The sequence below is a fragment of the Sulfuricurvum sp. genome, assembly GCF_028710345.1.
In the GTDB taxonomy this organism is placed as follows: domain Bacteria; phylum Campylobacterota; class Campylobacteria; order Campylobacterales; family Sulfurimonadaceae; genus Sulfuricurvum.
On the sequence record NZ_JAQTUH010000008.1, the window covers coordinates 63,661 to 81,742 of the forward strand.

19 protein-coding genes are annotated in these 18,082 nt (G+C 38.3%); 14 read left to right on the forward strand and 5 right to left on the reverse strand.

Annotation, left to right across the window (positions count from 1 at the left end):
* Positions 1 to 47: 47 nt before the first annotated feature.
* Positions 48 to 1,058, reverse strand: a complete 1,011-nt coding sequence (locus tag PHC76_RS11090) for an HD domain-containing phosphohydrolase (protein ID WP_299975163.1) — start codon at positions 1,056 to 1,058, stop codon at positions 48 to 50.
* Between the two features lie 155 nt (positions 1,059 to 1,213).
* Here PHC76_RS11090 and rpsO point away from each other — a divergent pair, with 155 nt between their 5' ends.
* Together rpsO and PHC76_RS11100 are read left to right on the forward strand one after the other, a co-directional pair.
* Positions 1,214 to 1,489: a 30S ribosomal protein S15 gene (rpsO, locus tag PHC76_RS11095; protein ID WP_299975168.1), complete on the forward strand. Its 276-nt coding sequence runs from the start codon at positions 1,214 to 1,216 to the stop codon at positions 1,487 to 1,489.
* Between the two features lie 107 nt (positions 1,490 to 1,596).
* Positions 1,597 to 1,992: a hypothetical protein gene (locus tag PHC76_RS11100; RefSeq protein ID WP_299975160.1), complete on the forward strand. Its 396-nt coding sequence runs from the start codon at positions 1,597 to 1,599 to the stop codon at positions 1,990 to 1,992.
* Between the two features lie 15 nt (positions 1,993 to 2,007).
* Here the strand turns inward: PHC76_RS11100 and PHC76_RS11105 are convergent, their stop codons facing one another.
* Both PHC76_RS11105 and kdsB read right to left on the reverse strand, forming a co-directional pair.
* Positions 2,008 to 2,349, reverse strand: coding sequence for a hypothetical protein (locus PHC76_RS11105; RefSeq protein WP_299975157.1), 342 nt, complete (start codon positions 2,347 to 2,349; stop codon positions 2,008 to 2,010).
* Positions 2,350 to 2,424: 75 nt separating this feature from the next.
* Positions 2,425 to 3,144 (reverse strand): 3-deoxy-manno-octulosonate cytidylyltransferase, encoded by a 720-nt coding sequence (gene kdsB, locus PHC76_RS11110; RefSeq protein ID WP_299975154.1) that lies wholly within the window; start codon positions 3,142 to 3,144, stop codon positions 2,425 to 2,427.
* Between the two features lie 188 nt (positions 3,145 to 3,332).
* On the opposite strand from kdsB, the gene PHC76_RS11115 reads away from it, so the two are divergent.
* The 11 genes from PHC76_RS11115 (at position 3,333) to PHC76_RS11165 (ending at position 15,531) form a co-directional block, all read left to right on the forward strand.
* Positions 3,333 to 5,114, forward strand: coding sequence for an ATP-binding protein (locus PHC76_RS11115; protein WP_299975152.1), 1,782 nt, complete (start codon positions 3,333 to 3,335; stop codon positions 5,112 to 5,114).
* A 1-nt stretch (position 5,115) separates the two neighbouring features.
* Positions 5,116 to 6,168 (forward strand): Fic family protein, encoded by a 1,053-nt coding sequence (locus PHC76_RS11120; RefSeq protein ID WP_300210069.1) that lies wholly within the window; start codon positions 5,116 to 5,118, stop codon positions 6,166 to 6,168.
* A gap of 109 nt (positions 6,169 to 6,277) precedes the next feature.
* Positions 6,278 to 6,976: a methyltransferase gene (locus PHC76_RS11125; protein WP_299972010.1), complete on the forward strand. Its 699-nt coding sequence runs from the start codon at positions 6,278 to 6,280 to the stop codon at positions 6,974 to 6,976.
* Complete coding sequence (locus PHC76_RS11130; protein ID WP_299972012.1) at positions 6,961 to 7,338, forward strand: YkgJ family cysteine cluster protein; 378 nt, start codon at positions 6,961 to 6,963, stop codon at positions 7,336 to 7,338. The genes PHC76_RS11125 and PHC76_RS11130 overlap by 16 nt, the downstream gene beginning before the upstream one ends.
* Positions 7,335 to 8,609, forward strand: a complete 1,275-nt coding sequence (locus PHC76_RS11135; RefSeq protein WP_299972014.1) for a hypothetical protein — start codon at positions 7,335 to 7,337, stop codon at positions 8,607 to 8,609. The genes PHC76_RS11130 and PHC76_RS11135 overlap by 4 nt, the downstream gene beginning before the upstream one ends.
* 2 nt (positions 8,610 to 8,611) lie before the next feature.
* Entirely contained in the window at positions 8,612 to 9,397 is a 786-nt protein-coding gene (gene trpC / locus PHC76_RS11140; protein WP_299972016.1) for an indole-3-glycerol phosphate synthase TrpC, read from the forward strand.
* An 87-nt stretch (positions 9,398 to 9,484) separates the two neighbouring features.
* A complete protein-coding gene (locus PHC76_RS11145) occupies positions 9,485 to 10,849 on the forward strand; it encodes a circularly permuted type 2 ATP-grasp protein (RefSeq protein WP_299972018.1) in 1,365 nt (454 codons plus the stop codon).
* Between the two features lie 11 nt (positions 10,850 to 10,860).
* Positions 10,861 to 11,538: an alpha-E domain-containing protein gene (locus tag PHC76_RS11150; RefSeq protein WP_299972019.1), complete on the forward strand. Its 678-nt coding sequence runs from the start codon at positions 10,861 to 10,863 to the stop codon at positions 11,536 to 11,538.
* 2 nt (positions 11,539 to 11,540) lie between these two features.
* Positions 11,541 to 12,479: a M14 family metallopeptidase gene (locus PHC76_RS11155; protein WP_299972020.1), complete on the forward strand. Its 939-nt coding sequence runs from the start codon at positions 11,541 to 11,543 to the stop codon at positions 12,477 to 12,479.
* Positions 12,476 to 13,429 carry a M14 family metallopeptidase gene (locus tag PHC76_RS11160; protein WP_299972021.1) on the forward strand — a complete coding sequence of 318 codons (954 nt, stop codon included), beginning with the start codon at positions 12,476 to 12,478 and terminating at the stop codon, positions 13,427 to 13,429. The genes PHC76_RS11155 and PHC76_RS11160 overlap by 4 nt, the downstream gene beginning before the upstream one ends.
* A gap of 83 nt (positions 13,430 to 13,512) precedes the next feature.
* Complete coding sequence (locus PHC76_RS11165; RefSeq protein WP_300210072.1) at positions 13,513 to 15,531, forward strand: diguanylate cyclase; 2,019 nt, start codon at positions 13,513 to 13,515, stop codon at positions 15,529 to 15,531.
* A gap of 2 nt (positions 15,532 to 15,533) precedes the next feature.
* On the opposite strand, the gene PHC76_RS11170 is transcribed toward PHC76_RS11165, so the two are convergent.
* Both PHC76_RS11170 and PHC76_RS11175 read right to left on the reverse strand, forming a co-directional pair.
* On the reverse strand, positions 15,534 to 16,823 hold the full coding sequence (locus PHC76_RS11170) for a sensor domain-containing diguanylate cyclase (protein WP_299972023.1): 1,290 nt from the start codon (positions 16,821 to 16,823) through the stop codon (positions 15,534 to 15,536).
* A gap of 4 nt (positions 16,824 to 16,827) precedes the next feature.
* Positions 16,828 to 17,271, reverse strand: coding sequence for a GatB/YqeY domain-containing protein (locus PHC76_RS11175; RefSeq protein WP_299972024.1), 444 nt, complete (start codon positions 17,269 to 17,271; stop codon positions 16,828 to 16,830).
* A gap of 57 nt (positions 17,272 to 17,328) precedes the next feature.
* On the opposite strand from PHC76_RS11175, the gene flgH reads away from it, so the two are divergent.
* Complete coding sequence (gene flgH, locus PHC76_RS11180) at positions 17,329 to 18,048, forward strand: flagellar basal body L-ring protein FlgH (RefSeq protein ID WP_299972025.1); 720 nt, start codon at positions 17,329 to 17,331, stop codon at positions 18,046 to 18,048.
* Positions 18,049 to 18,082: the final 34 nt, after the last annotated feature.

An 18,082-nucleotide genomic window follows, 5' to 3' on the forward strand; every position in this document is an offset into this window, starting at 1 on the left:
CGAGGCAGAAAATAATTAAATTAGGAAATTATTATAGCTAAAACTGCTTAATCGTCATTGGTGTATTTCTCTTTGATGTCTAAAAAGAGAGAGAAATTATCGAAAAAAAGATCAACTATTTTAGGATCAAAATGTTTACCATATTCGGATTTTACAAATGAAAAAATCTCATCGAGCTTCCACCCCTTTTTATAGGTACGTGTACTGCTAATCGCATCGAGTACATCGGCGAAAGCAACAATACGACCGAAGATATGTATTTCATGCCCTTTGAGCCCTCTTGGGTAGCCGCTGCCATCAAATTTTTCATGATGCTCATGAGCAATAATTGCGGCAACTTGAAAGAGCGGTAATGAAGAATAACTTAATGCCTCATATCCCGCTTTGGCGTGTTGCTTCATGATGATAAACTCTTCGTGAGTCAATTTTTCCGGTTTATAAAGAACTGCATCCGGTGTGGTCACTTTACCGATATCATGAAGCATCGAAGCAGATTGGATAATTTGAGCTTGTTCATCCCCAAATCCCAGTAATTTAGCGATTAAATTGGCATATTCTCCTACACGTTTAACGTGACTCGCCGTATCTTGGTGATGACTCTCTGCGAGTGAACCCATCATTGATATGAGTTCATACTGAGTTTTTTCGATCTCTTGATCTTGGTAAAATTTGAGTTTTAAGTGAGTTTGTATCCGTACTAATAGCTCTTTAGTTCGAAACGGTTTAATGAGATAATCGACACCGCCCACTTCAAACGATTTTGTCAGTGCTTCTATATCGTTATAGGCGGTGAGAAAAATTACCGGAATTTTTGAAAGAAGAGGAGAAAATTTAAGATTTTGACAAACGGTATAGCCATCCATATCGGGCATCATGATATCGAGTAAAATGAGATCAATGGTAGCAGAGTGATTAGCAGCGTAATTAAGAGCCTCTTGACCATCTAACAAACAGGTGACTCTATAACCGTGTTTGGAGAGAACTGAGTGGAGCAACTGAAGATTGGTTTGAGAATCATCAACGCATAAAATATGAAATGTTTTGTTAATATTGGTCATTTTCTCTCAGTAGGCATCAAAATTTAGTACATAATTGTTTCAAGATTTATTTTGACATTATACAGCTCTTTTAATAATATTTTGCTATAATGCCGACCCTGCTTGAAGAGTTTCGTCTCTATCCAAGTAAAATTACTACCCATCAGGAGGCTATTATGGCTTTAGATACGGCTAAAAAAACTGAAATTATTAAAGAATTTCAACGCGCAGAAGGTGATACAGGTTCAAGTGAAGTGCAAATCGCTTTGCTTTCAAAACGTATTAGTGATCTTACAGAACACTTGAAAACTTTCAAAAAAGATCACTCATCACGTCTTGGTCTTTTGAAACTTGTTGGTCAACGTCGTCGTTTGATGCGTTATTTGAAACGTACAAACCGTGTAAGTTACAACAAATTGATCGCTGATCTTGGTATCCGCGACAATATCTAACACCTTTTTCCCCGATTTCGGGGAACTTTCTCTCCCTCTCTTTTAAATCCCAATTTTCTTTAAAGTGTAATAAGGCATAATAATCACAAACATTTGGAGATATTATTATGAAAATTGCTGTACCGGTGGTAGATGACACCTTAAAAATGGTTGGAAATGCGGGGCATACCCCATATTTTGCAGTCTATAATCTAAAAGGTGGAATGTTCCGAAGTTTTGAGTTAGAGGGATTGCGTGCCAATCCAAAAATGGCGGGTGAAGAGGATCACCACGATCATGATGACCACCATACATGTGACCATGACGAAAATGATATGGAACATATCAAAGCGCACGACACGATGGCGGATGCTATCTCAGATTGTGATTATCTCGTTGTTAAAATGGCGTGTAAAAATACCGCGAAGAGTATGAATAACATGGGTATCAAACTGACGAAGTATAATGGAAACGAAGCTCAGGCGGGGAAAATCTTGATGGAACTCGCAACGCAATTTGCGTAATGGTAGATTTTATCATCACACATCGTGATGATAATGCTCTAACATCCGTCTGTACTCTTGACAAATTTGTTTAGGGGTATGGGAATCTTGATACATTTTTAAAACTTGTCGGATAAAATCGAGTGGATATTCGACAGTAAGCCCTGCATTTTGTGCGTAAATTCTCGCTAATGTCTCGTACATACCCTCATAAACTTCAGGATTCTCATTTTTTAAACGTTGTAGATTCTCTTCTGCTTGGATTAGTTTTTCGTCGTTAAACTCACCTCGCTCGTTGATGGTTTTGCGAACTTCAACATACTCTTTGAGGCTTTTGCGGTTTAGGACATAGTCTGTAAACGTTTCGATGAGTGACATAATAACTCCTTATTTAACAAATCGGTGTGATTATTGTACGCCTCATCCATAGCATGAATATAGCAACCAAAAAGTTTAAAGTCCGAAAATCTTTTTCGCCCGTTCCAAATCCTCTACGGTATCAATCCCAAACCCACTACTCGCCACTTTGACCATCGAGATTTTTTTGCCGTGATAGAGGGCACGGAGCTGTTCGAGTTTTTCGATGTCTTCGAGAGGTGCTTCGCCGAGGGCGCAGAAATCGTGGAGCGATTTTTTGGTAAATCCGTAGATTCCGATATGTCCGAAATACGACGCTTCCCCGCTACGGTCAAACGGGATCGGAGAACGGGAGAAATAGATCGCGTTATGATCGATATCGGTGATTACTTTGACGAGATTAGGGTCTTGTGCCGATTCGGTATTGATCGCATTGTAGCAACTTCCCATGATGAATGGAGCGTTTTGCGCTTTGAGGGTATTGAGACGTTCGATTAGAAGTTCAAGCACTTCCGTTTCGATAAACGGCTCATCGGCTTGGACGTTGATGATGAGTTCATCATCAGGTACATCGATGATCTGTGCGCACTCGTTGATACGGTCGGTTCCGCTTTTATGCGTTGTGGAGGTGAGACGTGCTTCGACACCGTGAGCGGCACAGATGTCGAGGATTTTCTCATCGTCACACGCGACCACGACACGGTCGATGGACGCGACCCGTTTGGCGGTGCGGATCACCATCGGTAGACCGCCGATATCGGCTAAAACTTTTTCGGGAAAGCGGGTTGAGGCGAGACGGGCAGGGATGATAATCATAGTTAAACCTGATATGAAGTGATATAATTGTTGAATTATATCCCAAAGGGTGAGAGATTGGGTGGTTAAGGGATTTTTTTCAATTCGCTACACATTGTGTGGCGAATTGAGTTGTAGTCATTACCAACTTATCATGAGAATAGATAATCTACTAAATCAAACTAGAGCGTAAATTTGGAGGTAATATAATGAGTGGAGTAGTATCAGCCAGTATTGAAACAATTGTAAATGACTTGCAAGATGTAACATGGGAACAAGTGATTTTTGAAGCTGTTACAAATTCTTTACAAGCAAATGCTACTGAGATAAATATAAAACTAAATCAATTTGCCTTAGAAATAAGTGATAAAAGATATATAGACCAACTTGTTATTGAAGACAATGGAGATGGTTTTATCAAAAAAAATATAGAGTCTTTTCAAAATTATCGTTCACAGCTCAAAAAAGATTTGGGATGTAAGGGAATTGGAAGATTTTTATATCTCAAAATTTTTGAAAAAGTGTGTATCGAAAGCTTAGATAAACAGATTGATTTTGTTATAGACAAAGACATCAAAGTAGAAGAAATAGAATCAAAAAGTCAATTAACAAGAGTCTTTTTCGATAAACCTAAAAAGCAATTTACTGTTGATTATGATAGGCTAGAACAAGATCTAAAAGATCATTTTTTAGCTTATTTTAGGCTTATTGATGGGGAAAAAGAAATCAAGATAAATATTTTTGAAAATGAAAACTCTAAAAAAATAATTGAAAGTTCTCAGATACCAAAATTTGAAACCTTACCATTTAAAATACATACTCATGAATTTACCTTAGATTATATTTTCGAGGATGAAAGTATTAAAAATTATGATGGATTTTATTGTGCTGGTGGCAGAGTTGTTATACGAAATTCACACTTAGAATCAAAAAAGAAATTTCATTTTTTCAAAAATATAAATATTTTATTTCTATTATCATCAAAGTATTTTGATAATAACGTCAATGAAACGAGAGATGATTTTTCAATTATGCCCATTCGAACAAATGCAGGGTTGTTTCATGACCTGTCTTGGAAAGATATACATGAAGAGTTGGTTAAAAAGATAAAAGAGATAGCTAAAAAACATGATATAGATATAGATGAAGAAGCTAAAAAAAGTTTAGCAATTGCTCGCGAAGAAGCTCCATATTTAGCATATTATTTAACAAATAATGAGAATGGTTTAGATACGGTTGATTTACTTCATAAAGCGAAAAAACAATTTGAAGAAGACAAAGAAGCTTTACGAAATAATGATAAAAAAGCTGTCGAAGATTTTGATAAAATCCTTGGAGTTGTAACGCAAGCAGAATTAGCAGAGTATATTTTTGATAGACAAAAGAAAATTGATCGACTAAAAAAATTAACGGATGAAAAAGTAATAGAACAAGAGATACATAATCTTTTTATGCAACAGCATACAGAAGATGATAAAGAAGATTATAGAAAAAACAATTTATGGCTTTTTGATGATAGATTTATGACTTATGATAAAGTATTTAGTGAAGCACAATTAAATAAAATTTTTCCTCAATTACCTACAATTGCAAAACGACCAGACATTTTAAGCATTGTTTCCAACACTTATCAGGAAGATGAAATTACAGATATTGTAATTATTGAGCTTAAGAGACCTGATGAGAATATAACACCTGCTGGAGCAGAAGAGCAACTTTTAACATATGCCCGATATATTAATGACTCTAGGGAAAATAATAAAATTAGAATTTGGACTTATGCATTTTTAAATTTTACCCCACAAACGGAATTTAATTTAGATAATAAATCATACAATAAAATCCCTACACAAGGTGGATTTCCAATATATTATAAATATCATGAAAAGCCAAATACAATTATAAATTTTATTGACTATAAATCTTTGGCATTTGATGCAGATACAAGAAATAAAACTTTCATGAAAATTTTGAATGGTGAAACAATTTAAAATGAATAGCCTACCCCTTAAAAAAGAGATAGAAACCACCAAAATCCTTAAAAAATCGATCAGTGCGAACCGTGCTTTGGCACGTCTGAACGGTGTGGCGAAGATTATCCCAAACAGTGCGATCCTCATCAACTCTTTGGTGCTCCAAGAGGCAAAAGACAGCTCTGAGATCGAAAATATCATTACAACGCATGACGAACTCTATCGTGCAGGTTTAGATATTTCCAGTGTCACTAATGAAGCAAAAGAGGTACAAAACTATCGAGAAGCACTGCTAAGAGGTTTTTCTCTCGTACAAGATAATCGTTTGTTACTCAAAAAGTACATCATAGAGATTCAGCAGGTATTAGAACAGAACAATGCAGGTGTGCGCCGTCAAAGCGGTACGATTTTGAAAAATATACAAACGGGAGAGGTCGTTTTTACGCCACCGCAAGAGTATGAGGTTATACAGGCACTTTTAGATAATCTCGAAACGTATATCAATGAACCAAACGAGATAGACGATCTCATCAATATGGCGATTATCCATTATCAGTTTGAGTCTATCCATCCGTTTTATGATGGGAACGGGCGAACGGGGCGGATTATCAACATCTTGTATCTGATTTTAAAAGATTTACTCGATATTCCTATCCTCTATCTGAGCCGCTATATTATCACTCATAAGGCGGATTATTATAGACTTCTCCAAGAGGTTAGAACCAAAGATAATTGGGAAGAGTGGATTTTGTATATGCTCGATGGTGTGGAGCAAACGTCGCTCGAAACGGTTGACCTTATAAATGGCATCAATGATTTGATGATTGCTACCCAAGAGAAAATATCTGTGCAACTGCCGAAGATTTACAGCAAAGATTTGGTTGAGGTACTATTTATGCATCCGTATACGAAGATTGAGTTTTTAGTGGATAGATTAGGTATTACAAGACAAACCGCATCTAAATATCTTAATGAACTCGAAACTATGGGAATTTTAAAAAATATTCAAATCAAGAACAGTAAGTTTTTTATTAATATTGAGTTATTTGATATGTTAAGAAAAGGCATTTAATTTGACATATTCAAAGAGCTATGTTAAAAAAACACAAAAAAGTTAACATAGCTTTAGACCTATGTTAAAAAAACAGCAAAATCTTTACATAACTAAAAAAGGTATCTAAATGCTCCTTTATCAACCTGACGGAGGCTATTGTTACAACAGCGATTCGATATTGCTGTACGGATTCATCTCCCGTTTTGCCCCGAAGGGAAAAATACTCGATGTCGGTGCGGGGAGCGGAATCGTGGGGCTTTTGATCGGGCGGGATTTTCCCTCCGTGAGCCTCGAAGCCATCGAAAAACAGCCTCTGTATGTCGAATTTGCCCGTCGAAATGCGGCGATTAACGGTATCGACTACACTCTTCACGAAGGGGACTTTTTAGAGTTGGGAAATCATGGTAGTTATGACTGGATCGTATCGAATCCGCCGTTTTACCATGAGAACGTGTCACGCTCGGAGAATCCGATTCTCCATCAGGCACGTTATAACGTTCATTTGCCGATTGAGCCGTTTATGAACAAAATATCAAAGCTTTTAAAATCCAATGGTGAAGCGGCGATTTGTTATGATGCGCGTCAATTTGTGCAACTTTGTAGTGCGTGTGAACGTACAGGATTAAGAGTCGTTGAGGTACAATTCGTCCATTCAAAAGAGGATCGTCCCAGTACACTGGTGATGCTCCATCTAAAAAAGAATTCCAAAGCGGCTCTCACCGTTTTGCCTCCGATGATTACGGAAGCAAACGGTGTTTATACCCCTGCGGTGCAAGCGATCTACGATAAAGCAAAGGTGCACAGTATCAAATGTCCGAATACATGACACAAGAAGGTTTCTCTTACGCATTCGACCCCTCTGCTTGCGCAAAATGCGGAGGGAACTGCTGTACGGGTGAGAGCGGTAGTATTTTTGTCTCTGTTACTGAAATAACCGCAATCGCCAAGCTCCTAGAGATGGATGAGGGGGAATTTCGTCGGACGTATTTGCGCAAAGAGGGATTTCGATTTTCTCTCAAAGAGCGGCTTGTAAACGGTTCATACGACTGTGCGTTTTTTAATCGTTCACTAAATGGGTGTAGTATTTACGCCGCGCGTCCGTTGCAGTGTCGAACGTTTCCTTTTTGGGACTATTTTCGTCACCGTATCGATGAACTGAAACTTGAATGTCCGGGGATAATTGGATGATAAAAATAATCATTGCCTCAATGTTGATTGTTTTAGGTGTAGAGGGTGCTACGAAAAAAGTTTCTCCTCCCACACCTAAAATACAACCTATCGAACTTGATGAAAATGGGTATATACTCGCGGCACTCGATGCTCAATCACGTCATAAAAATGAGTTGGCATCCCTTTACTACGAAAAACTCTATACGCAAACCGGACAAAAAGAGTATTTATACAACTCCCTACGGATGATAGAACCGATAGATGAAGCAAAATTTACGACGCTAACCAATAGTGCATTAAGTAAAAATCCTGACGATAGTACCCTTAAACGTTTTTCGATTATTTCGTTATTAAAAAGTGGTAAGTTTTCTCAAGCAGTTCAAGAGGCGACACAATTAAGCGATAAAACCAAAGCACCATCGGATTACGCATTACTCGCAGACGGGTATCTAAAAATGGCGAATTACCAAGGGGGATTTGGTGCTCTTCAAAAAGGGTATAACATAAATTTCGATAACGAGATGGCTGAGCGGATGGCACTTATCCAATACGTTCATTTAGGAGAGAAAAAAGAGGCAATTGCCTTTTTAAAACAGCATATCGGTGTACATGGTAATAGCAAAGTAATCGGAAACCGTTTAGGAAGTTTTTATGCCGATAGCGGTGCATTGGATGATGCAGCGCAAATATACGAAGAGACCTATGATTTATCCCATGACCCTCTCATCGCGGGTGAGGCGATTAAAATATATGTGTATCAGCAAAATACCCTAAAACTCAATGCTCTTTTAGAGAAATCTGGAGTTAATGATCCTTTTTTACTGGAACTGTATGTACGTGATAAACAATTTGATAAAGCATCTGAATTGGCAAAAAAACTCTATAAGCAAGATCCCAATCCTCTCTATCTCGCACAAAGTTCAGTTTTTAGTTACGAAGCCGCTAAAAATAAAAACGATCCTAAGCTTTTAGATGAGGTTGTGGGTGGTTTGAAGCAGGTAAGTATAGAGATGGAAAGTCCCCTTTATCTCAATTATCTAGGATATTTGTTAATCGATCATGATATGAATATTACTGAGGGGATGGGATACGTTAAACGGGCACTTTTGCAACAACCCGAGTCACCGTTTTATCTCGATTCATTGGCATGGGGACACTATAAACTTAATGAATGTAGTGAAGCACTCCGTTTGATAAAGCAGGTTGAATCGTTAATCGGTACGGAAGAAGATGAGGTGAGAGAACACCTTAAAGCGATTGAGAAGTGTACAATAAAGGAGAAAAATTAATTATGATATTAGATGACATCATCAAAAAAACCAAAGAAGATTTAATAGAGCGCGAAGCTAAATTTAGTATGGAGTGGCTTGGGCGTTCATTGGCATTTAATGCTCGTGCTCCACGCGATGTGAGACCATATCTCACCTCTACCCCTAATGAACCGTACCGCATTATCAGTGAAGTAAAAAAAGCATCTCCTTCCAAAGGGGTGATTCGTGAAGATTTCGATCCTATAGCGATAGCTCAGGCGTATGAACGCGGTGGTGCGAATGCTATTTCTATCCTCACTGAACCCCATTTTTTTCAAGGAAATCTTGATTATCTCGCGGAAATTCGACGTTATGTCGGTATTCCTTTGTTACGTAAAGATTTTATCGTCTCCAAATATCAGCTTCTCGAAGCATTGGTATACGGCGCTGATTTTGTTCTTCTAATCGCGGCGGCACTTTCCACGAGTGAGCTTAAAGAGCTGTTGAACTATACTCGCCATTTAGGGATGGAAGCGTTGGTCGAGATTCACGACAAATCAGAACTTACCAAAGCGATTAGCGCTGGTGCGGATATTATCGGGATCAATCACCGAAATCTCCAAACATTCGATATGAATATGAACCTCAGTTATGATCTTATTCCTTTGATTCCAAATGGTAAAATTATTGTTGCCGAGAGCGGTATCTACGAACATGGTCAATTAGAAGATTTAAATAAAGCAGGTGTTGATGCATTTTTGGTCGGCGAATCGTTAATGCGTCAAGATGATGTCGAAACTGCACTAAAAACTCTCAAAAACGGATAACATAGATTATTTGCTTCTTTTTTAAGCAACCCTTGATATTACTTTAGGATATGATTAAGTAAGTCTTATTTTTCACAAGGGGTGCAAATGATCGAACCGGTAAGTCCAGAATTACAAAAGTTTTATAATATTTTTGAAAGTGTTGATAAAAATAAAATCCCTGAGTTTAAAGACTTTTTGGAAGCCAATGCGGTTAATTTTAACCTTTTTAAAGAGGGAAATTTTATAGAACGCTCTTTTCCTTTTGATATGATTCCCCGCATTATTCCAAAAAAAGAGTTTGATGAGTTGGAAGCTGGGATTATTCAACGTGTAAAAGCATTGAATGCATTTTTAAATGATATTTACAACGAACAAAAAATTGTCCAAGACGGTGTCGTTCCGCGTGAATATGTTGATTCGGCAAAAGCTTTTTTACCTGAGTATATGGGTGTAAATCCCCCTAAAGGGATTCGTACCCATATAAGCGGGATTGATTTGGTCAAAGATGCGGTAAGCGGTGATTGGGTTATCCTAGAAGATAACCTACGAGTTCCAAGCGGTGTGAGTTATCCGTTAACGATTCGTCGTGCATTTCGACACACCTATCCTGAATTTTTTGAGCAGATGAATATATCTAAAATCAAACAATACGGTGAACAGCTGAAAGCGGCTATGAATTATGTTAATACCGGTGGACTTAATGTTGTTCTCACTCCCGGACGGTATAACTCTGCCTATTACGAGCACAGTTACTTAGCCAAAATTACCGATGCAACATTGGCAAACGGTGAAGATTTGGTTGTTGAAAATGACGAAGTATTTTTGTGTACTTATAATGATGAACGTCTTCGTGTAGGGGCGATTTATCGTCGGCTTGATGATGATTTTCTTGATCCTGAAGAGTTTGATGAAGAGAGTCTTATCGGTGTACGCGGTTTGGCCCGTGCATATCGTGCGGGAAATGTTGCACTCATGAATAGTATCGGTAATGGAGTTGCTGATGACAAAGGTATTTATTACTTTGTCCCTCAAATGGTCAAATATTATTTAAATGAAGAGCCTATTTTGCGTAATGCACCTACTTATTTGCCCTATTATGAAAAAGATCGTCAATACGTTCTCGATAATATCGATAAACTGGTTATCAAAGATGTTGCCGAAGCAGGGGGATATGGGGTTTTATTCGGTAACCGTTTGAGTTCAGAAAAACGTGCAGAAATTATTGAGATGATTTTAGCTGAACCACGTCGATGGATTGCCCAAGAAGTAATCGAATTTTACGATCTTCCCTGTATGATGGAAGAGGGAGTCGTCCCTCGTAAGGCAGATTTACGTGCTTATGTCATTTACGGCGAAGAGGTGAGTGTGAGTATGGGGGGACTTACCCGTTATGCGATGGAAGAGGGAAATTACCTCGTTAACTCCTCACAGGGAGGTGGATTCAAAGATACATGGGTGGTGGAATTATGATAATCAATAGTATGGCAATCTCGGTTAATACAGCGCAACGACTCTATTGGTTCGGTCGTTATGTACAACGTGCTGAAACGATGCTCAAAGAGTTAGTCAACAGTTATGATTATGTAATAGATCGTGATTTTGAGGATGGGCGAAAACTCTATGCTAAACTGGGAGTAGAAATTGAGTATAACAATGCACTTGATTTTCTCAAACAAGGGGTATATGGAACGTATGGCGGGAGTGTAGAAGATATTATTAACTGGGCGCGTGAAAATGCTATAGAGTCGCGTCATTTACTCGATGAGAGAGGTTTCTCAACCCTCAATAAAATTCATAATCAACTTGTTGCCGGACGTGATAAGGCGGTTAGCCCTAGCAACCTTGAAGAGATTATTGATAACTGTAGCCTTATACTTGGAATATTTTCAACAGAGCTTGATCGAACCCGAGCGTATCAGTTGATACGATTCGGACAGCAAATAGAGCGTTTTGATTTGATATTACGTTTGTATGGTGAAATCGAGATGGTGGCAGCTGATATTGATGTGATTAATACTATCGCCAGACAGTTGAATCGCAATTATCGTCCAATCAATATAACGACTTCGGATATTTCAAAATTTTTGCTATTTCTTAACAGTGTTGTTGATCGTGTTATTGTCAAAGAGAGCTCTCAAACACAATCACAGGGAGAATAAGGATGGGTCTTATCGAAGAAGTTTTTACCATCGAACTTCCCGTAGGGGAGAATTTTAGAATTCAGCGATGTCGGTATACTTCTCCTAATACAGAAGCAAAAAAAAGAATTTCCATCGTCAGCGGTATTCACGGAGATGAATTAGAGGGGCAATACGTCTGTTTTTTATTGGGCGAATGGTTGAGAAATAACCCTGATAAAATCAAAGGGACGATAGATATCTATCCCGCTATTAACTCATTGGGGATTGATAGTATTACCCGTTCCATCCCATTTTACGATGTTGATCTTAATCGCACTTTTCCGGGGAGTAAGAACGATTTTCTCCCTGCTCAGATAGCTGATGGTGTGGTGGATGTGATGCGTGGAAGCGATTTTGCTATCGATATTCACTCCAGTAATGTATTTTTACGGGAGATTCCTCAGGTTCGTATCGCAAAGGCTCAAGAAGCTTCGTTAGTCCCTTTGGCAAATTTGCTGAATATCGATTTTGTGTGGGTGCACGATGCGGTAACCGTTTTGGAATCGACCTTTGCCCATGCTATGAATACAATCGGTACGAAAACGCTGGTCGTGGAGATGGGTGTGGGGATGCGTTTGGGGCATGCGTACGGTCATCAGTTACTCAAAGGGATTTTAAATCTGATGGCACATGAGGGGATTATCGAGAGTAAACCTCTCGATGTCAGGTTTCCGATTCAGTCCCATGTCGGTGAAGTGGCGTATCTCAATGCATCCTGTCCCGGATTATTTGTCCCAGCGATAGAGCATTGTCAAATGATAACAAAAGGCTCTGTTGTGGGGCATATCGTGAACGCACTCAGCGGTGAGGTGATGGATGAAGTGATTGCCCCTATCGGTGGGATACTATTTACCCTCAGAGCCTACCCTATCGTCTATGAAGGATCATTATTGGGGCGTATTTTTGGAGAGAGCGAATGAGACGATTTGATATAGTGACATTGGAATCTCCTAATCGTGCCCCTTTACGTATTGAGGGGTTTATATTTGGTGAAGAGAATACAAAAGCTCCTTCGGTTGCGATAGTGGGTGCGATGAGCGGTGATCATATCAACCAGCTTTATGTTGCATCGGGATTGGTGGAGTATCTTCGTATTAAAGAAGAAGAGGGGAAAATTGTCGGCAAAATTTTAGTCATTCCTGCGGTTAATGCGTATGCTCTGAATATGGGAGAAAAAAATTGGCCGTTGGATAAAACCGATATTAACACCATGTTTCCCGGATACGATCAAGGGGAGACAACCCAGCGCATTGCAGGAAGACTCTTCGAAACCCTCAAAGGGTATGACTATGGGATTATATTGGAGGGGCGCCGCGATCAGGGGATGTGTATTCCATATGTAAAACTGATTCAAAGCGGTTATGAAGATATTGAGAGTGTTAAAGATCTCGGTATCGGATTCGTCCATTATCGAGCGCATGAACCGGTAGAGACTGTAATGTTGCAATACAACTGGCAGTTGTGGGAGACCAAAGCATTTTCCATCGTATTTGGTAAAAACGGATCTATAGATCAAGGTGCAAGTGATGAAGTCCATATGGCACTGGTTCGCTTTTTGTCGAAACGGGGGATGCTTGACTTTTCAGTATTTGAAGGGCGTATGAGCAATATAATCGATCCTAACCGTATTACAATCTTAAAAGCATCACGTGCCGGTATTTTTATCTCCAATGTACGGTGTGGAGCACATGTACAAAAAGGGGAAGTAATCGGTAAAATTATCGATGCCTTGAGTGGTGAAAGACGGGAAAAACTCCTTTCACCATGTGAAGGGATTGTCACGTGTCAATATTCGCATCCGTTGATTTTTCAAAACTCTATTGCATTTCGTATTGCATCGGTAGAATTGAATTATGTGAGCAAAGATTAAAGTAAAAATACATTTTAGTCTTTATTTGAAATTTTTAATGATATAATTATTTTATATAATGAAGATGAAATGGATATTTTTTAATGAAATCGCATACCACCTATAAAAAGCTTATTGCTAAAACCGTTATTCTCTCTTTATTAGCGAGTTTGGCGGTTGCTTTTATATACGGTGTTTTCATTAAAAAACGGGCAATTGATGATCTTGCTCGTGTTGACGCACGTAAAACTAGCCGTTTAGCATTTGAAGCACTCTATTCCGCTATGGAAAAAGGGTGGAGTAAAGAAGAACTTGATGCCATTATTGTCCGCTTGAATAAAGTAGAACCCAATATGCGGATTAATGCCTATCGCAGTCCGATAGTCGCAGCACTGTTTGGAGATAGAGAAGCCGATAAAAATATTCGTGAACATGACAGTATGGTTATGAGTGCCATGAAAGGTGAAGAGATTCTCACAGGAGATGATGAGATACGCTATCTCTATCCCATTGTCGTTAATCAAGAGTGTATCACCTGTCACACCAATGCCCATGTTGGAGATATTAACGGCGTTATCGATGTCCGTTTTCCGGTAGCAAACCTCAAAATATCTTTGACGACAATGATTAACTCGTTTATCATCTTTTTTGTCACCTTTACGATCATGATTTTTGCTATTTTATATTTTAGACTTAATGCGTTGTTAGTACAGCCTATTAATCAGTTTATTGGGATGATTCAAGAGATTATCAGTAAAAATGATATGGCAAAACGGGTCAGTCTTAAAACAAAAATTTTGGAAGTTAAAAATATTGAGAGCCATTTTAATAAGATGCTTGATTCGATTCAAGACTATTATGAAAAACTTCAAGAGCTTTCCGATCGTGATTATCTCACAGGATTATATAACCGTCGAAAATTTGAAGAATTTTTGACCTATGAGATTAAGCGCTCTTTGCGTCATCATCATCAGTTTACTGTTTTAATGATTGATTTGGATAATTTTAAATATATTAATGATACTTACGGGCATGCGTCTGGTGATTTAGTACTCAAAGAAGTTACGAGTATTTTTGCTTCAAATCTTCGAAATGCTGATGTATTAGCCCGTTTAGGGGGGGATGAATTTGCAGTTCTTCTCCCAGAAACTCCGTATGAAAATGGGTACGCAGTAGTAGAAAAGCTTCGATCACGCCTCGAATCAACCCCTATCTCCTTGATGTTTGATCAAATAACGCTCACTGCTAGTTTTGGTATTGCTGAATACCCTGAACAGGGTGAAAATATTGAATCACTCCTCACAGGATCGGATTTGGCGATGTATAAGGCTAAGCGTGCCGGCAAAAATACAATAGCAAGAGCCGATCAAAGCGATCAAGAGATGGCAGCGGAGATTCAGAAAAAAGGGGAATTTCTCCGACGTGCTATTGATGATGATTGTGTTGAACCGTTCGCTCAACCCATCTATAATATTCAAACAGGAGAGTTATTTGGATATGAAGTGTTGGCACGTATTCGAGACGGTAAACGATATATGGCAGCAGGACAGTTTATCGAAGTGGCGGAGAGCCTCGGATTTGCCCCTAAAATTGATCAGATAATTCTAACAAAAGGGTTAAATGCACGAGGTCATAAAGGGCTATGGGATAAACGCTTTTTCTTTAATCTCTCGACAAAGAGTCTTTTTGACGGTGCTTATGTTAATGTGATTCAAGCACATTATGGAAAAGACCCGAAACAGTCCAATTCCGGTGTATCGATAGAAATTTTAGAGAGGGAAGCGATTCATAATGTAAACGGATTAATGGATATTATTGAAGAGATGAAAAAAATTGGAATTTCCTTTGCATTAGATGATTTTGGATCAGGGTTTTCATCATTCGTTTATCTCAAATATTTTGATACCGATTTTGTAAAAATCGATGGGGAATTTGTAAAAAATATTGCGGTAAATGAGAAAGATCGTATTTTTGTAAAACATATTCATCAGATTGCTAAAGAGTTCGGAAAGCTCACGATAGCAGAATATGTAGAAGATGAAGAGACGTTAGAAGTCCTTAAAGAGATTGGTGTCGATTATGCACAGGGCTTTTATTATGGACGCCCTGAGCCATTGATATAATTTTATTCTACTCGATTTCGTCCATTTTCTTTGGCGAGATAGAGTTTTGTATCGACAGCTTGGATGTAATGCTGAATGATATTTTTTGTGACAAAAGTTAAATCACGAGTATCAATTTCGTATACGCCGATGCTCACAGTATAATTGATACTATTATTTTCATAATGAACTTTTTGTGTAGCTGTTGTAAGACAGAGTTTTTCTGCGAGTTGCCGAGCTTCAGAATAGTTTGTTGATGGGAGGAGAACCAAAAACTCTTCACCGCCAAATCGGAAAATAAAGTCTGATTTTCGAAGAGTTTTTTGTAAATTATGCGCAAAATTTTTGATTACTTCATCTCCTGAAAGATGTCCATATTGATCATTTATTTCTTTGAAATAATCCAAATCACACATAATCATTGAACAATCACTTTCTGTTGCTTTGGCTATTTCAACTTGTCCCATAACAATTTTTTCAAATAGTCGTCGACCTAGTAATCCTGTTAGAGGATCTTTGGTATATTCGCCGATAATCAACATATCATTAATGATAGCAATTTCATTTCCGATTTCCAATGAGGTATAGTCGAGATTTTGTAAGAGCTGAATGATATTTTTATAATCTATCTGTTCGGATGCACGTTGTGAAAAAATATTTGATGCTAATTCGTGTAAATTAATATGAAGTCGCTGTATGTCAGAAAAATGGCTTGTATTTGATAGGTATGGAATGGATGGATTATGCAACCATTGACCAAAAGAACACCGTGTATGGTCAAGTTCGCAACTGCTCCCTTCTCTTTGAGTTCCTTGTAGCTCAGAAATAAGTACTAACATCCATTCTAAATGGTGTTGATAGTGAATCATCAAATGTTTTTCAATGAGATGAGAAAGGTGAGAGAGTCGAATATGATGTTTGGTCGCTAATTTGCGTAAAAAATGGTGGTAGTATTCTTTTGCAATGCGTGTTTCTAAGTTAGTAAAATGGATGTTTGCATAATTTATAGAAGAACATTTTCCCTCAGATGCTAAAAGTCCTAATATTTCTCTAGCAATATTAGAGAGCTCACTGTGAACAAAAAGATAAGGAAGATCATTGTAAATACAAAATTCAAGATAATCTTCAATAGCTTCGTTTTCTTCGTTGGTATCGAATTGGTTAAATACGTTGAGAAGTTTCTCTTTTTGTTCATTAATGATTTTTGTGTAAGAAGAGTCATATCTTGCAAAACAATCACTGTTTTGTGCCTCTTGGGCAAAGCGTTCAACTGTTGAGCGAATGAGTGGTAAATAAATTTTCCATTGAAGCATGTTATTAGCTTAAAATCTTTTTAGCACACTCGTTGATTCGTTTTCCGTCGGCTTGTGCTCCCAGTGATTTGGAAGCAGCACCCATAACTTTACCAATCTCTTTCATAGAAGTTGCCCCTATTTCAGCGATTATAGTACGCAGGGCAGATTCGAGTTCGTCATCACTCAATTGTTGCGGTAAATACGCTTCAAAAATAGCCGCTTCAGAGGCTTCTTGTTCATACAAATCTTCCCGTCCTGCATCACGGTACTGAGACATCGCATCGTTACGTTGTTTCACCTGTTTTTGGATGATTTTGATAACATCATCATCACTAAGCTCTTTACGCTCATCTACTTCGATTTGCTTCATCGCACTACTAAGTAGTCGCAATGCATCTCGAACTGCATTATTTTTCTCTTTCATTGCTGTTTTGATATCGTTATTAATTTGCTCACGTAATGTCATTTAAATCCTTTGGAACTCTTTTTGCTTATTATAGCAAAATTACCGATCGGATGTGCTATGCGCTTAAGTCTTTATCTTTCTGTTTTATCAGCTTCATTATTGCTTAGTGGGTGTACAGCAAGATTAACTGAGCCTGATATCTCTTTTACGCCACCAAAATATGTTGAAGAGATGCCATCACGCGAAGAAGAGAACAGTTTTGTCGCACGCGGAAGCTTATTTGGTCAGGGTGATAGTCCACTTTTTTCCGATCACAAAGCAATGCATGTTAATGATATCGTCACGGTAGTGATTTCTGAAACGGCAACCAGTTCCAATAAAGCAAGTAAGGCACTAAGTGAAGCAGATGCTCTTGGTCTCAATGGCGGTGTCTTCGCCGGAACATCTGCGACGAACTCCACTGTAGGGAATGCTCTTAGTAAGCTTAACGGTGGCGCAAATATTGGATTTACCGGTGGGTCAACTTCAAGTTACTCTGGATCCGGTGCTGCTACGAAAAATGCTTCATTTACAACAACGATATCTTCCCGTATTGTGAAAGTGATGTCCAATGGAAACTATTTTATTATTGGACGGCGTGAGATCATGGTTGATGATCAAAAGCAGATTATGCAACTAAGCGGTGTTATCCGTCCGTATGATATTGATCAAAACAATCAAATAAATTCTGCAAAAATCTCTGATGCAAAAATTCTTTATGCCAATGAAGGGGATGTGGATCGTTCGGTTAATCGAGGCTGGGGAAGTAAGCTCGTTGAAGCTGTTTGGCCATTTTGATTGTATCATTCACCCTATAGGGTGTAAATGTGCG

Excerpts from the sequence above, each read along its gene's own strand:
- PHC76_RS11090 (WP_299975163.1), bottom strand. The coding sequence starts at position 1,058 with ATGACCAATATTAACAAAACATTTCATATTTTATGCGTTGATGATTCT.
- rpsO (WP_299975168.1), top strand. The coding sequence starts at position 1,214 with ATGGCTTTAGATACGGCTAAAAAAACTGAAATTATTAAAGAATTTCAA.
- PHC76_RS11100 (WP_299975160.1), top strand. The coding sequence starts at position 1,597 with ATGAAAATTGCTGTACCGGTGGTAGATGACACCTTAAAAATGGTTGGA.
- PHC76_RS11105 (WP_299975157.1), bottom strand. The coding sequence starts at position 2,349 with ATGTCACTCATCGAAACGTTTACAGACTATGTCCTAAACCGCAAAAGC.
- kdsB (WP_299975154.1), bottom strand. The coding sequence starts at position 3,144 with ATGATTATCATCCCTGCCCGTCTCGCCTCAACCCGCTTTCCCGAAAAA.
- PHC76_RS11115 (WP_299975152.1), top strand. The coding sequence starts at position 3,333 with ATGAGTGGAGTAGTATCAGCCAGTATTGAAACAATTGTAAATGACTTG.
- PHC76_RS11120 (WP_300210069.1), top strand. The coding sequence starts at position 5,116 with ATGAATAGCCTACCCCTTAAAAAAGAGATAGAAACCACCAAAATCCTT.
- PHC76_RS11125 (WP_299972010.1), top strand. The coding sequence starts at position 6,278 with ATGCTCCTTTATCAACCTGACGGAGGCTATTGTTACAACAGCGATTCG.
- PHC76_RS11130 (WP_299972012.1), top strand. The coding sequence starts at position 6,961 with ATGTCCGAATACATGACACAAGAAGGTTTCTCTTACGCATTCGACCCC.
- PHC76_RS11135 (WP_299972014.1), top strand. The coding sequence starts at position 7,335 with ATGATAAAAATAATCATTGCCTCAATGTTGATTGTTTTAGGTGTAGAG.
- trpC (WP_299972016.1), top strand. The coding sequence starts at position 8,612 with ATGATATTAGATGACATCATCAAAAAAACCAAAGAAGATTTAATAGAG.
- PHC76_RS11145 (WP_299972018.1), top strand. The coding sequence starts at position 9,485 with ATGATCGAACCGGTAAGTCCAGAATTACAAAAGTTTTATAATATTTTT.
- PHC76_RS11150 (WP_299972019.1), top strand. The coding sequence starts at position 10,861 with ATGGCAATCTCGGTTAATACAGCGCAACGACTCTATTGGTTCGGTCGT.
- PHC76_RS11155 (WP_299972020.1), top strand. The coding sequence starts at position 11,541 with ATGGGTCTTATCGAAGAAGTTTTTACCATCGAACTTCCCGTAGGGGAG.
- PHC76_RS11160 (WP_299972021.1), top strand. The coding sequence starts at position 12,476 with ATGAGACGATTTGATATAGTGACATTGGAATCTCCTAATCGTGCCCCT.
- PHC76_RS11165 (WP_300210072.1), top strand. The coding sequence starts at position 13,513 with ATGAAATCGCATACCACCTATAAAAAGCTTATTGCTAAAACCGTTATT.
- PHC76_RS11170 (WP_299972023.1), bottom strand. The coding sequence starts at position 16,823 with ATGCTTCAATGGAAAATTTATTTACCACTCATTCGCTCAACAGTTGAA.
- PHC76_RS11175 (WP_299972024.1), bottom strand. The coding sequence starts at position 17,271 with ATGACATTACGTGAGCAAATTAATAACGATATCAAAACAGCAATGAAA.
- flgH (WP_299972025.1), top strand. The coding sequence starts at position 17,329 with ATGCGCTTAAGTCTTTATCTTTCTGTTTTATCAGCTTCATTATTGCTT.